The following is a 13770-nucleotide window of genomic DNA, read 5'->3' as shown; positions in this document are numbered from 1 at the left end:
TTATGAACACTAAATATAAAATATTTCTGTTTGCGGTGGTTGCTTTGCTCACTTTTGGCTGCAAGGAAAAAACCGAATTCGGCGATAAAAGCCTTTCGGTCTCCAAAAATGGCAGATATCTGGAAACGGAGGACGGAAAGCCGTTTTTTTGGCTTGGCGATACGGGCTGGTTGCTGTTTAGTAAATTAACCCGCGAAGAATCGAATACCTATTTAGAGGATCGGAAACAGAAAGGTTTCAACGTTATTCAGGTGATGGTGTTACACGATGTAGCCGCGAAAAATGTGTATGGCGACTCTGCCTTGGTAACGAGTGATGTTTCGAAACCCCTTTTAACCGAAGGGAATAATCCAAAAGATTCGGTGGCTTATGATTATTGGGACCATGTAGATTATATGGTTGATAAAGCTGCCGAGAAAGGGCTTTACATGGCTTTGGTACCCGTTTGGGGAACAAACGTAAAGGAAAAGAGAGTGGATGAGGCGCAGGCCAAGGCTTATGCGGCATTTTTGGCTAAACGATACAAAGATAAATGGAACATCATTTGGCTGAACGGAGGCGATATTAAAGGAACGGATGGCTTGAAGGTTTGGTACACCATTGGCGAAACGTTGAGGGCAAACGATCCCAATCATTTAATCACTTTCCATCCAAGAGGACGGACGGCTTCATCGCAATGGTTTCATAACGCCAAATGGAACGACTTCGATATGGTGCAATCCGGTCACCGCCGTTACGATCAAGACACATCCAAGAATGAAAAATTACATTACGGAGAGGACAATTGGAGGTATATGGAGGCCGATTATAAACTGAAGCCAACGAAACCGACGATTGATGGCGAACCCTCGTACGAAGATATTCCGCAGGGCCTGCACGATACCCTGCAGCTGCGTTGGACGGATGCCGATGTGAGAAGATATGGTTATTGGTCGGTTTTTGCAGGTGCTTTCGGCTACACCTATGGCCACAATTCGGTGATGCAGATGTACAAGAAAACCGATCCGAAACCCGCTTACGGGCCTAAAGACCAGTGGATAACGGCGATAAATGCTCCCGGTGCCAAGCAAATGAAGTATTTAAAAGAGCTGATGCTATCTCGCTCGTATTTTGATCGGATTCCAGATCAAACATTGGTTGCAGGTAAAAACGGCGAGAAATATGATCGTGTTATGGCAACAAGAGGCGAAGAGTTTGCTATGCTCTACACGTACACGGGAAGAAATTTTAGTGTGCAGATGGGCAAGGTTGATAGCGATGATGTAAAAGCATCATGGTTTGACCCAAGAACGGGAAAGTTTACAACAATTGGTGAATTTGAGAATAAAGGAATTAAGGAATTTGACCCACCGGGCGAACCTGCAAATGGGAACGATTGGGTTTTGGTATTGGATAAGATATAAGACTAAATCGTCATTGCGAGGCACGAAGCAATCTCATTCTATAAATCAGATTGCTTCAGCTCGCACAAGTCCGGCTTCGCAATGACGATTTGCCAAGTTTGTCATCCGATAGCTATCGGATCTGAGCATAGCGAAGAACCTGCAAGCGATGAAAAACGAACGTTAATGAACCATTGCCAAAGAAAAGCAGGTAGGCAAGGTAGTGAATAAAATACATTTCATTTGGCTCTCCGTCAGTTGAAACTGACGGCAATGAATGGACTAGCGAACATCATTGAGCCAATTACATTTCATTGCCGTTGACTTTAGTCAACGGTTTGAAGAATAGAAAAGTCGTCATTGCGAGGCACGAAGCAATCTCATTAGTGGAGTCAGATTGCTTCAGCTCGCACAAACCCAGCTTCGCAATGACGACCACCTAAACGAATTGCATTCATTGCCGTTGACTTTAGTCAACGGAGATTTAAATAAAAACAACATGTTAAAAGCAAAATACATATCAACATTACGCTTAGCCATTATTGGCCTGGCTTTGTGCGGATTAACATCTTGCTCAAAACAAGCGTACATTTTTACCTCATTTCATGAACCTGCAAACGAGGGCCTACGACTTTTATACAGCTACGACGCCTACCACTGGACCGATTTAAACAAAACGTTTTTGAAGCCCGAAGTTGGAACGCAGAAAGTTTTACGCGACCCGTCAATGGTCCAAGGGCCCGATGGAACATTCCATTTGGTGTGGACATGCAGTTGGAAAGGCGACAAAGGCTTTGGTTATGCCAGTTCGAAGGATTTAATCCATTGGAGCAAGCAACAATTTATCGAAGTAATGAAAGATGAACCTAAAACAGTAAATGTTTGGGCGCCAGAAATTTTTTATGATGACGAGAAAAAGGAATATGTGATCATTTGGGCATCAACAATACCCTTTCGCTTTGACAAAGGAATTGAAGAAGAAGAGAACAACCACCGGATGTATAGCATCACAACGAAGGATTTTGTGAGTTTTTCTCAACCGAAGTTATTTTTAGATCCGGGTTTCAGCGTGATTGACGCCGTAATTGTGAAACGCAAACCGAGTGATTATGTATTAGTTTTAAAGGATAACACAAGGCCAAACCGGAATTTAAAGGTCGCCTTTGCGAAAGATGCTTTAGGGCCATACGAAAATGTTTCTGAGACTTTTAGCCCTAAATTAACGGAAGGGCCGACAGTTGTTAAAGTTGGTAAAGAATGGCTGATTTACTTTGATGCTTACGGGCAAAAGGTTTATTCAGCTTACAAAACGGCTGATTTTAAAACGTTTAAAGATGTGACTTCCGAGGTTTCAGTTCCCGAAGGGCATAAACACGGAACGATAATAAAGGTGAAACGAAAAGTAATTGAGGAGTTGAAGAAGAATGGAAATTAACATAGTGCCGTCATTTCCCCCGGTTTGTCATCCTGAGGAACGAAGGATCCCCAGGCGATGGAAAACGAAACGTTAAAAGACCACTGCCAAAAAAAGGGCAGTGGGTGGGCAAGGGCAGTAGATAAAAACGAATAGATGCTTCGTACCTCAGCATGACAACAAGTGGTTTACATTGCCGTTGACTTCAGTCAACGGTTAAGGAAACTCAAAAAACGTTAAAAATGAATAAATTTAAAATACTTTGTTTAACACTGCCTTTTGCCTTTGCGATATCTTCTTCGCAAGCGCAAGATACAGTGCGTTATACAGGAAAAACATTGGTCAATGCCGATTACCATCATGGGCAACTTTCGCCGGTAATGGGCGTTCACAACATCCAAACTTTTAGGGCGAATAGAGAACACCCCGAACTGGCCGAAAACTTCGGTTGGACGTATAACCACGCCCCAATGTTGGCCTACTGGAATAATAAATTTTACGTCGAATATCTAAGTGATAAAGTGGGCGAGAGCATTCCGCCGGGGCAAACATTTCTGCAATCTTCGTCAGATGGCTACACCTGGACCAAACCCGACGTTATTTTCCCGATTTACCGCATTCCTGATGGAACGACGAAAAAAGGCAGAACCGATGTAGCAAAAGATCTTGATGCCGTAATGCACCAGCGCATGGGCTTTTACGTTTCCACTAAAAATGTGTTTTTGGTTTTGGGCTTTTATGCTATCAGTTTCGATGCTAAAGACGACCCGAACGACGGTAATGGGATTGGTAGAGCAGTAAGGGAAATTCAAGCCGACGGAAAATACGGCCCGATTTATTTTATTCATTACAATCCGGGTTATTCAGAAAAGAACACCAAGTATCCATATTTCACAAAAAGCAAAAACCAAGCTTTTGTTGAGGCTTGTAAAGAGTTGTTAGCAAACAGGTTAATGACGCAGCAGTGGAACGAAGAAGCCGACCGCAAAGACCCTTTGATTACGCTGCAAAAACAATACAAAGCCTTTAGTTACTACCATTTACCCGATGGAAGAGTGGTTGGCTTATGGAAAAATGCATTAACGGCGATCAGTACTGATAATGGAAAAAGTTGGCCAGAAAGTGCTTTCCGAGCGCCCGGTTTTGTTAACAGCAACGCTAAAATTTGGGGGCAAAAAACCTCGGATGGAAATTACGCTACCGTTTATAATCCATCAGAATATCGTTGGCCTTTAGCCATTTCGACCAGTAAAAATGGATTGAATTATACCACTTTGTTGCTGGTTAACGGGGAAATCACGCCGATGCGATACGGAGGAAATTACAAATCGTACGGCCCGCAGTATGTTCGTGGCATTATTGAAGGTAACGGAAAGCCCGCCGATGGGAAACTATGGGTTACCTACAGCATGAACAAAGAAGATATTTGGGTTTCTTCGGTGCCTGTTCCGGTTAATAATAAAGCCACAATACATGTAAATGACGATTTCGGAAAGCTGCCGAAAGGCAAGGAGCTCGAAAACTGGAACATTTACAGTCCGCTTTGGGCGCCAGTGAAAGTTGAGAATGGTAGTTTGATTTTACGAGATAAAGACCCGTTCGATTATGCAAAAGCTGAACGATTGTTTCCAGCCTCAAAAAAAGTAGTTACTTCGTTTTCGGTAACACCAAAGCAGAAAGATTTCGGTTTGTTGGAAATTGAATTACAAGATGAAAAAGGTACAGCAACTGTTCGTTTGACTTTTGATACCGCAGGCGTTTTAAGCGGAAAAGCGGGCGCCCGTTATAAAAACTTTATGAAATACGAAGCTGGTAAAACCTACGACATTAAGTTGAAGCTTGATGCACATAGCCGTTTTTACACCGTAACTGTAAATGGAAAAGACGCCTTAACCAGCTTGGCATTTCAGCCCGTTACAGCAGTTTCGCGGATTGTTTTCCGCACTGGTGATGTACGTCGTTTTCCTGATGTTGATACGCCTGCCGATCAAACTTACGATTTGCCCAATGCTGGTGAACAAGAGCAAAAGGAAGCAGTTTATTCGATTAAGTACTTAAAAACGGAGGGATTTTGAGACAGTTAGCAGTTAATAGTTTGGAGTTTTCGGTTTTTAAACATATCGTCATTGCGAGGAGGAACGAGGAAGCAATCTCATTCAACAGATCAGATTGCTTCAGCTCACACAAGCCCGGCTTCGCAATGACGACCGCCTTAACGGAGAAATCCTTTCCATTCGTCATTCCCAACTCGATTGGGAATCGTAATGCAAAGTGCTTTAAGATTCCCGCCTGCGCGGGAAAGACGACCTTGTTGTCAAAACGTACCGTCATTTTGAGCGCAGCCGAGAAATCCTTTCCATTCGTCATTCCCAACTCGATTGAGAATCGTAATGCAAGTAGCTTTAAGATTCCCGCCTGCGCGGGAAAGACGACCTTGTGTTTAGAACATACCGTCATTTCGACCGTAGCGGAGAAATCCTTGAACCTAGTGGAAAAGATTTCTCGGCTTCGTTGCACTTCGCTCGAAATGACGACTCTAATTATTTTATTTTCCCTATTCTCCTTTTCCGCAAACGCAAAAATCTTATTGCCGCAAATCCTGTCAAGCGACATGGTGCTGCAACGCGATAAGGCGATCAATATTTGGGGCTTTGCCTCGCCAAATGAAAAGGTTGAAGTTGCTTTTGCTGGTCAAAAGAAACAAGCTATCACCAACGAAAAAGGAAATTGGTCTGTTGTTCTCTCGCCATTGAAAACGTCGGCAAAGCCACAAACGATGACCATTTCCGGCGCTAACAAAATCGAACTGACAAATATTTTGGTCGGTGAGGTTTGGGTTTGCTCAGGTCAATCGAACATGGTTTACGAAATGCGCAAGCTTGTAAAAATTCCGAAACCTAAAAACGAAGCAATGGGTTTCCCATCTGATGAAGTGGCCAAAGCGCATAATCAGCAAATCAGGATTTTTCTGGTGAACCGTAAACAATTAACAAAACCCGATTCCATTCATAAAAGCTGGGCTGTTGCACAGGATTCTGCTTTGCGGGCATTTTCCGCTGCCGGCTATTTCTTTGCGAAAGAAGTTCAGGAAAAACTGGGCGTTCCTGTTGGGATGATCTGTTCTGCCGTTTCGGGTAGTGCAATTGAACCATGGATTTCGCCCGAGGCCTTTGCACAGGAGCCGTATTTTAAAACGCAGAAAGTAAGCAACGATCCCGGTAAATTTTATACCCCAATGATTGAGCCCCTTTCGAAATTTAAGATCCGCGGATTTTTGTGGTATCAAGGCGAAACCAATTGCTTTTTAAATGAAGACATCAGCTATGCGTATAAAATGAAAACGTTGATCAACCTTTGGCGCAAAACCTGGGGCGAGCAACTGCCATTTTATTATGTGCAAATTGCGCCTTTTGATTATAGCAAGCAGAAAAGTGATAAGGTGGTTTTAACTGCTGATACCGAGCCGAAGTTTTGGGAGGCACAGCAGCAAATTTTGCGCATGCCCAACACCGGAATGGTGTCGACAACTGATTTAAACGATAATGGCGGCGATTTGCACCCAACCTACAAATGGGAAGTGGGTAGGAGACTGGCACTTTTGGCGTTGGCTAAAACCTATAATAAAGACATTCCTTTTTCGGGCCCCGTTTACCAATCGGCTTCCTTTAAAAACGGAAAAGCGGCGCTCACTTTTCAAAATTTGGAATTAAACAACGAACCCATTACTGGATTTACAATCGCCGGAAAAGACGGCAAATTCGTCGATGCCAACGCTATTGTAAGGGATGGTAAGGTTGTGGTTTCTTCAAAAGGAATTTCAGCGCCAACAGCTGTTCGTTATAACTGGACAGAAAGCCCAACCGGAAACTTTAGCACCTATGGTTTGCCCGCCTTGCCATTTAGGACCGATAATCCTTTAACCGCCCAATTTAAACCCAATTAATGAAACGCAGATTTATACTTTTTTTAGGTTTAATGACCATGTTTTGCTTCGTAAAAGCACAGCAAACAGAGAAATTATATCTATCAGGAACCGGAAACGACAATACTGTTAACTGGGATTTTTTCTGTACGGCAGGAGCAAATTCGGGTAAATGGACCACCATTCCGGTACCATCTAACTGGGAATTGCAGGGTTTTGGGAAATATAATTACGGTTTCAACAAAGAGGAAAACAAGGGAAAAGAACAAGGGCTTTACAAATTTAATTTTAAGGTTCCGGCCGATTGGAAAAACCGAAAAATTGATATCGTTTTTGAGGGCTCGATGACGGATACCGAAGTTAAAATCAATGGAAAATCTGCCGGAGAAACGCACCAAGGCTCATTTTATGTATTTAGGTACGATGTTTCTAAGCTGGTAAAGTTTGGTAGCGATAATTTACTCGAAGCAAAGGTTTCAAAACATTCGGCCAACCAATCCGTTAACGAGGCCGAGCGTAAAGCCGATTTCTGGATCTTTGGCGGTATTTTCAGGCCAGTTTATCTCGAAGCATTACCACAAACGCACATCGAGCGAGTTCAGATTGATGCAAAAGCCAACGGCACTTTAAATACAGCGCTTACTTACACGGGTGATGCGGATAAAGTTGAAGTTGAACTTGCAACTCAGGACGGAAAACGTTTTGGCGATAAATTTACGGTTTCAATAAAAAAAGGATCACCGAAAAAAATAGTATTAAATCATCAGTTCTCCAATCCTGAATTGTGGTCATCAGAATTTCCAAATCTTTATACCGCAACTTTCACCTTAATTAAAAACGGCAAAGAAATTCATCAGTTATCTAAAAAAATTGGTTTCAGAACGGTTGAGGTTAAAGAACGCGATGGCGTTTACATCAACGGTGTAAAAATGAAATTTAAAGGTGTAAACCGCCACTCGTTTTACCCATCATCGGGCAGAACAACGAGCAAAAAGATCAGTATTGCCGATGTTTTGTTGATGAAAGAAATGAACATGAATGCCGTTCGCATGTCGCATTACCCACCCGATGGCCACTTTTTGGATGTTTGCGATTCGCTCGGCTTATTTGTAATGGATGAATTGGCGGGCTGGCATGGCACTTACGATACGCCAACCGGAACGAAGTTGATGAAAGAAATGATGCTGAATGATGAGAATCATCCTTCGATCGTATTTTGGGCAAATGGAAATGAGGGCGGGCATAACCGCGAACTCGATCATCTTTTTTCCGAAGAAGACATTCAAAAGCGTCCTTTAATTCATCCATGGGAAGTTTTTGGTGGATTTGAAACCACACATTACCGCGAATTTAATTATGGAATTGGCAATTACGACCACGGCCACAACGTTTTAATGCCGACGGAATTTCTGCATGGCATGTGGGACGGCGGGCATGGTGCGGGTATTGAAGATTATTGGAACGCGATGTGGAACAATCCACTTTCTGCAGGTGGTTTCCTTTGGGATTTTGCCGATCAGGCGGTGGTGCGTACAGATAAAAATGGTGAACTTGATACTGATGGAAATCACGGACCCGACGGAATTGTTGGTCCTTATCATGAAAAAGAAGGAAGTTTCTATACCATTAAAGAGGTTTGGAGCCCGGTTTTTGTAGAGAAAAGAGAAATGACCGCAGGTTTCGACGGTTCGTTTTTGTTAGAGAATCGTTACGCATTCACCAACCTTAATCAATGTACTTTTGAGTGGAAACTAAAGCGATTTAAGACTGGCGATGATGCTGAATTTAAAGCCGGAAAAGCTGATGCACCAAATGTGAAGCCCTTTGAAAAGGGAAAGCTGCAAATCAATCTTCCGACTGATTGGCGAACTTTCGATGCTTTGTACCTCACCATTAAAGATCATTTCGGTAAGGAATTATTTACCTGGAGTTTCCCGATTGCCTTGCCTAAAGAAGATGCAGCGAAAATGGTAACGACAACGGGCACATCGAAAGTGATTGTGAAAGAAGATGCCAAGAATTATCGTGTATCTGCAAATGGAATTGATTTGATCTTCGATAAAACGACAGGATTATTGCAGCAAGCAAAAAACGCAAAGGGGATAATTCCATTCTCAAACGGCCCGATTTTGCAAGAGGGCGTAAATAACTTCAAAGGTTTTACAGCCAAAATGGATGGCGAAAAGCTTATAATTTCATCCAAATTTGATAAAAAGGAGAGTTGGAACACCCTGCAATGGACCATTTATCCCTCGGGTTGGTTAAAGATGGAGGTAAACTACTTTCCATCGGATTATTTTACAACGTTTGTCGGATTAAATTTCTCTTACCCGGAAGCGGAAATGAAATCGGTGCAATATAAAGGGAATGGTCCGTACCGTGTTTGGAAAAACAGAATGAAAGGCACTGAATTTGGCATTTGGAAAAAGGATTATAACAACTCGGCAACGGGCGAAGCGCCTTGGCAATACCCCGAATTTAAAGGTTATTACTCCAATATGTATTGGTGCGAGTTTGTGGGCAAGCAGCAATCGTTCAAAGTGGTTACCGATCGGGAAGATGTATTTTTAAGGTTGTTTACCCCTAAAAAGTCGAAAGATACGGAGTACGATAACATGAGCCCGACTTTTCCTGACGGTGATATTTCGTTTATGAACGCAATTTCGGCAATTGGGACGAAAACGCAGAAACCAGAAACAACAGGACCGATGGGCATGAAAAACATTTATTACGATTTTGATAAGGCGCCAAGCAGGGCATTGAATATGACGTTGTATTTTGATTTTTCGGGGACATAGTGCGGCATCCGTTAGCTATCGGATGCGAGGGACCTCCGTTTGCCGTCATTGCGAGGTACGAAGCAATCTCATTCCGACAAATAAGATTGCTTCAGCTCAGTTTATCTTGAGCGAAGTCGAAAGACTCAAGGCCGGCTTCGCAATGACGACCGCCCTACTGGCAAGTAGAAGAAAGTCCGAAAGTCGGCAGATAAAGAAATGGGGAAAGGCTGCACATCAGTACGAGAGCAAAGGAGCGCTTAGTTTGCCGTCATTGCGAGGTACGAAGCAATCTCATTCGACAAATAAGATTGCTTCAGTTGAGTTTATCTTGAGCGAAGTCGAAAGACTCAAGGCCAGCTTCGCAATGACGACCGCCTTAACTGGCAAATTGAATAAATAAAACAAAAAAATGAGCATTAAAATCTACATAGCAATCATCATCTCCTTGCTACCTTTTACAAAGGCGGTGGGGCAGATTTCGTTGCAAAATACCACCTGCGAGATGCTCGAAAATCCTTTGGGTATTGATGTTCAAAAACCTCGTTTCGCATGGCATATCGTTTCAAACGAACGCAATGTAATGCAAACCGCTTATCAAATTTTGGTTTCATCTTCAGTAGAAAAACTAAACGCTAACGAAGGCGACTTGTGGGACTCTGAAAAGGTAAATTCTGCGGAATCAATCCATTTGCGATATAACGGAATGGCTTTGAAAAGCCGCATGAAAGCCTATTGGAAAGTTAAAGTTTGGACAAGCGCAGGCGAAAGTGAATGGTCTAAAACCAACTATTTTTCGATGGGTTTGCTTTATTACAAAGATTGGCCAAAGGGCTGGATTGGTTTCGATCGGGCTTTCCCATGGGATAACATTCAAACTGCTTCGCGTTTATCGGCCCGCTATTTTAGAAACGAATTTCAGAGCACAAAAGAAATCAAATCTGCCACGGCATCTATCATTGGCTTAGGTTTATATGAGTTATTCATCAACGGCAAAAAAGTAGGGAAAGATGTATTGTCGCCGTCGCCTACAGATTACAACAAAAACGTAAAGTATAACACTTACGATGTGACGGATTACATCCAAAAAGGCAAAAATGCGGTTGGTGCAGTTTTAGGTAATGGACGTTTCTTCGCCATGCGCCAAAATGAAAAGCCTTATAAAATAAAGACATTTGGTTTCCCCAAAATGCTGATGAACATCAATATCGTGTACACGGATGGAACCACCGCAAACATTGATACCGATAACAGCTGGAAAGGTACCGCCGATGGGCCAATTAGAACCAACAACGAGTACGATGGTGAAGAATATGACGCAACAAAAGAATTTTTGGGCTGGAACAAGGTCGGTTTTGATGATAAAAGCTGGCTAAAGGCCGAATTTGTGCAAGAACCGAGCGGAACGATAGAGGCGCAGATGAACGAAAACATGCGGGTGATGAATACGCTGAAACCAGTTACCATTACCAAACTTTCGGGTGGCCGATATATTTTGGATATGGGACAGAACATGGTGGGCTGGTTGCAGATTAAAGTTAAAGGATTAAAGGGCAAGCAGATTAAAATGCGCTTTGCAGAATCGTTGCAAGATAACGGCGAGCTTTTTACGGCCAATCTTCGCAATGCGAAATGCACCGATTTGTACACCTTGAAAGGTGGAGCGCAAGAAACCTGGGAGCCTACTTTTACCTATCGTGGGTTTAGGTATGTCGAGCTTTCGGGCTACACGTATCGGCCTTCGTTGAGCGATTTTGTTGGCAAAATGGTTTACGATAACATGCAAACAATTGGCACTTTTGAAACTTCGGATGCTTTGACCAATCAGATCTTTAAAAATGCATGGTGGGGAATCGCAGGGAATTACAAAGGCATCCCAATCGATTGCCCGCAACGGAACGAGCGCATGCCTTGGTTGGGCGATAGGGGCGCAGTTGCTTACGGTGAAAGCTTCCTTTTTGACAACGGTCGGTTTTATGCAAAATGGTTACAGGATATTCGGAATTCGCAAAAAGAAGACGGTGCCATCCCTGATGTTGCGCCTGCTTTTTGGCGGTATTACAGCGATAACATGACTTGGCCGGGCGCTATGTTGTTGGTTACAGAGATGCTGTACAAGCAAACTGGCGACGTTTCTGCGGTTCAGGATAATTATCCGGCGATGAAAAAGTGGCTCGCTTACATGCAAGACCGCTACATGAAAGATTACATTTTGACCAAAGATAGTTATGGCGATTGGTGTATGCCGCCCATCACAATTGAGTTCGGTCGAGGCAAAAGCGCCGATAAAAAATATCCATCAGAATTGATCTCGACCGCCTATTATTATCATTTCACGCAGTTGATGATTCAATTTGCTAAAGTGGCTGGGCATGAGGAAGATGTGAAAAGCTATGAAGTGTTAGGCGACAAAATTAAGGATGCCTTTAACCAGAAATACTATAACGACAAAGGTTATTATGCCTCGAACGCATTGACGGATAACATCATTCCGCTGTATTTTGGTATGGTTCCGAAGGATAAAGTTTCGACGGTTTTTAAGAACATTACTTATACCGTTGAGGTAACCAACAAGGGGCATTTAAGTAATGGTTTGGTTGGCATTCAATGGTTAATGCGCTGTTTAAACGATTACGGTCGCCCGGATTTGGCCTACACCGTAGCCACGCAGAAAACGTACCCCAGCTGGGGTTACATGATCGAAAACGGTGCCACAACAATTTGGGAACTGTGGAACGGCAACACCGCCGACCCGAAAATGAACTCGCAAAATCACGTGATGATGTTGGGCGATTTGTTGATCTGGTATTACGAAAACCTCGCCGGAATTAAATCTGAAAGTTCGGCTTTTAAGCGGATTATTATGAAGCCTGAAATGATTAACGGATTGAATGCAGTAAATGCCAGCTATAACTCAGTTTACGGAATGATAAAAAGCAGTTACAATAAAACAGGCAATCGGTTTGATTGGAAAGTAACCATCCCGCCAAATACAACCGCCGTAGTTTACATTCCCGCTAATAATAAAAATGCAGTTTCAGAAAAGTTGAAATCAATTAAGGAAATAAGATTTATAAAGATGGAAGAAAAAAGAGCGATTTATGAGATTGGATCTGGAGATTATGAGTTTGTGGTTGACTAGAAGTAAAATTAGATAAATCAGATTGCTTCGGCTCACACAGCCCCGGCCTCGCTGCAAAGCAGCCCCTTTGGGGCAATGACATAAGAACAAGATGGTTTGTCATCCTGAGGAACGAAGGATCCGCAAGTGATGAAAAGCAAAACGTTAATAACCCACTGCCCAAAAAGGAAGTGGGTAGGCAAACGCAGCGAATAATAGGTAACAGATTCTTCGTTACACTCAGAATGACAGAAAGGCCTTGTCATCCTGAGGAACGAAGGATCCGCAAGCGATGAAAAGTAAAACGTTAATAACCCCCTGCCCAAAAAGAGATGTGGGTAGGCAAACGCAGCGAATAATAGGTAACAGATTTTTCGTTACACTCAGAATGACAGCAAAATAAAAAAACACGAATTATGAAAAACTTTTTAAAAACATTAATGCTACTCACCTTACTGCTAACCACGGTAAATGCGTTCAGTCAAACCAAAGGTGTTGTCGTGCCTGAGGAAATATTGGCTAAGGCAAAAGAATGGGTTTCGGCGTTAAATTTAACCAATGCAGCTAACAAATCGGCCGTAGAAAACGTTATCGCCGTTCATTTAACTGCCGTTAGAGATTGGCATAACGAGCACCCATCCTCAACGGTTCCCGACGGAATAAATCCGGTTACCGGAAACAAGTTGAGCGATTTGGATAAACAGATCATCGCCGATTCTGCGATGCCCTCAACGGTTCATCAAAGTTTAATGAATGGATTAAATCAAAATTTATCGCCCGAGCAGGTAGAAACCATCTTAGATAAATACACCATCGGCAAAGTAGATTTTACGATGAAAGGGTACAAAGCGATCGTTACTGATTTAACAGCTGATGAGGAAGCTAAAATTTTGGCGTTTTTGAAACAGGCCAGAGAACAGGCGGTAGATTACAAAAACATGAAACAGATCTCAGCAATTTTTGAGATTTATAAAACAAAATCAGAGCAAATGTTGAACAACAATGGTCGCAGTTGGAGAGCGCTTTATAGTGCTTATACGAAGAAAATTAAGGAAGAAAAAGCGAAGAAACAGTAGGGAGTTTGGAGTCCGCAGTTTGTCATTCTGAACGCAGTGAAGAATCCGCAAGCGATGGAAAACCAAACGCCAATAACC

At 42.7% G+C, this 13770-nt stretch carries 8 protein-coding genes; 7 read left to right on the top strand and 1 reads right to left on the bottom strand.

Annotated elements, in window-relative coordinates; all coding sequences use genetic code 11:
- Nucleotides 1–2: 2 nt before the first annotated feature.
- From IZT61_RS02835 to IZT61_RS02825, 3 genes are all read left to right on the top strand, one after another.
- On the top strand, nucleotides 3–1403 hold the full coding sequence (locus tag IZT61_RS02835; RefSeq protein ID WP_196099688.1) for a glycoside hydrolase family 140 protein: 1401 nt from the start codon (nucleotides 3–5) through the stop codon (nucleotides 1401–1403).
- 478 nt (nucleotides 1404–1881) lie between these two features.
- The gene (locus tag IZT61_RS02830) at nucleotides 1882–2817 is read left to right on the top strand and encodes a glycoside hydrolase family 43 protein (RefSeq protein ID WP_196099687.1); all 936 of its coding nucleotides are present in this window, start codon (nucleotides 1882–1884) and stop codon (nucleotides 2815–2817) included.
- Between the two features lie 221 nt (nucleotides 2818–3038).
- Nucleotides 3039–4871 (top strand): sialidase family protein, encoded by a 1833-nt coding sequence (locus tag IZT61_RS02825; protein ID WP_196099686.1) that lies wholly within the window; start codon nucleotides 3039–3041, stop codon nucleotides 4869–4871.
- Here the strand turns inward: IZT61_RS02825 and IZT61_RS02820 are convergent.
- Nucleotides 4843–5409, bottom strand: a complete 567-nt coding sequence (locus IZT61_RS02820; RefSeq protein WP_196099685.1) for a hypothetical protein — start codon at nucleotides 5407–5409, stop codon at nucleotides 4843–4845. The two genes, IZT61_RS02825 and IZT61_RS02820, sit on opposite strands and share 29 nt — an antisense overlap.
- Here IZT61_RS02820 and IZT61_RS02815 point away from each other — a divergent pair.
- The 4 genes from IZT61_RS02815 to IZT61_RS02800 all read left to right on the top strand — a co-directional run bounded on the left by IZT61_RS02815 (nucleotide 5384) and on the right by IZT61_RS02800 (nucleotide 13692).
- A complete protein-coding gene (locus tag IZT61_RS02815) occupies nucleotides 5384–6739 on the top strand; it encodes a sialate O-acetylesterase (protein WP_230383830.1) in 1356 nt (451 codons plus the stop codon). The genes IZT61_RS02820 and IZT61_RS02815 overlap by 26 nt on opposite strands.
- Nucleotides 6739–9516 carry a glycoside hydrolase family 2 protein gene (locus tag IZT61_RS02810; RefSeq protein WP_196099684.1) on the top strand — a complete coding sequence of 926 codons (2778 nt, stop codon included), beginning with the start codon at nucleotides 6739–6741 and terminating at the stop codon, nucleotides 9514–9516. The genes IZT61_RS02815 and IZT61_RS02810 overlap by 1 nt, the downstream gene beginning before the upstream one ends.
- A gap of 391 nt (nucleotides 9517–9907) precedes the next feature.
- A complete protein-coding gene (locus tag IZT61_RS02805; RefSeq protein ID WP_196099683.1) occupies nucleotides 9908–12637 on the top strand; it encodes an alpha-L-rhamnosidase in 2730 nt (909 codons plus the stop codon).
- A gap of 395 nt (nucleotides 12638–13032) precedes the next feature.
- Nucleotides 13033–13692 (top strand): DUF3826 domain-containing protein, encoded by a 660-nt coding sequence (locus IZT61_RS02800; protein WP_230383829.1) that lies wholly within the window; start codon nucleotides 13033–13035, stop codon nucleotides 13690–13692.
- The last annotated feature ends 78 nt before the right edge of the window (nucleotides 13693–13770 follow it).

The sequence above is a fragment of the Pedobacter endophyticus genome (genome assembly GCF_015679185.1).
Taxonomy (GTDB): Bacteria; Bacteroidota; Bacteroidia; order Sphingobacteriales; family Sphingobacteriaceae; genus Pedobacter; species Pedobacter endophyticus.
This window is presented reverse-complemented; position numbering and strand designations above follow the sequence as displayed.

Bases quoted from the DNA above. Each gene is read 5' to 3' on its own strand.
- IZT61_RS02835 (WP_196099688.1), top strand. From the start codon at position 3: ATGAACACTAAATATAAAATATTTCTGTTTGCGGTGGTTGCTTTGCTC.
- IZT61_RS02830 (WP_196099687.1), top strand. From the start codon at position 1,882: ATGTTAAAAGCAAAATACATATCAACATTACGCTTAGCCATTATTGGC.
- IZT61_RS02825 (WP_196099686.1), top strand. From the start codon at position 3,039: ATGAATAAATTTAAAATACTTTGTTTAACACTGCCTTTTGCCTTTGCG.
- IZT61_RS02820 (WP_196099685.1), bottom strand. From the start codon at position 5,409: ATGTCGCTTGACAGGATTTGCGGCAATAAGATTTTTGCGTTTGCGGAA.
- IZT61_RS02810 (WP_196099684.1), top strand. From the start codon at position 6,739: ATGAAACGCAGATTTATACTTTTTTTAGGTTTAATGACCATGTTTTGC.
- IZT61_RS02805 (WP_196099683.1), top strand. From the start codon at position 9,908: ATGAGCATTAAAATCTACATAGCAATCATCATCTCCTTGCTACCTTTT.
- IZT61_RS02800 (WP_230383829.1), top strand. From the start codon at position 13,033: ATGAAAAACTTTTTAAAAACATTAATGCTACTCACCTTACTGCTAACC.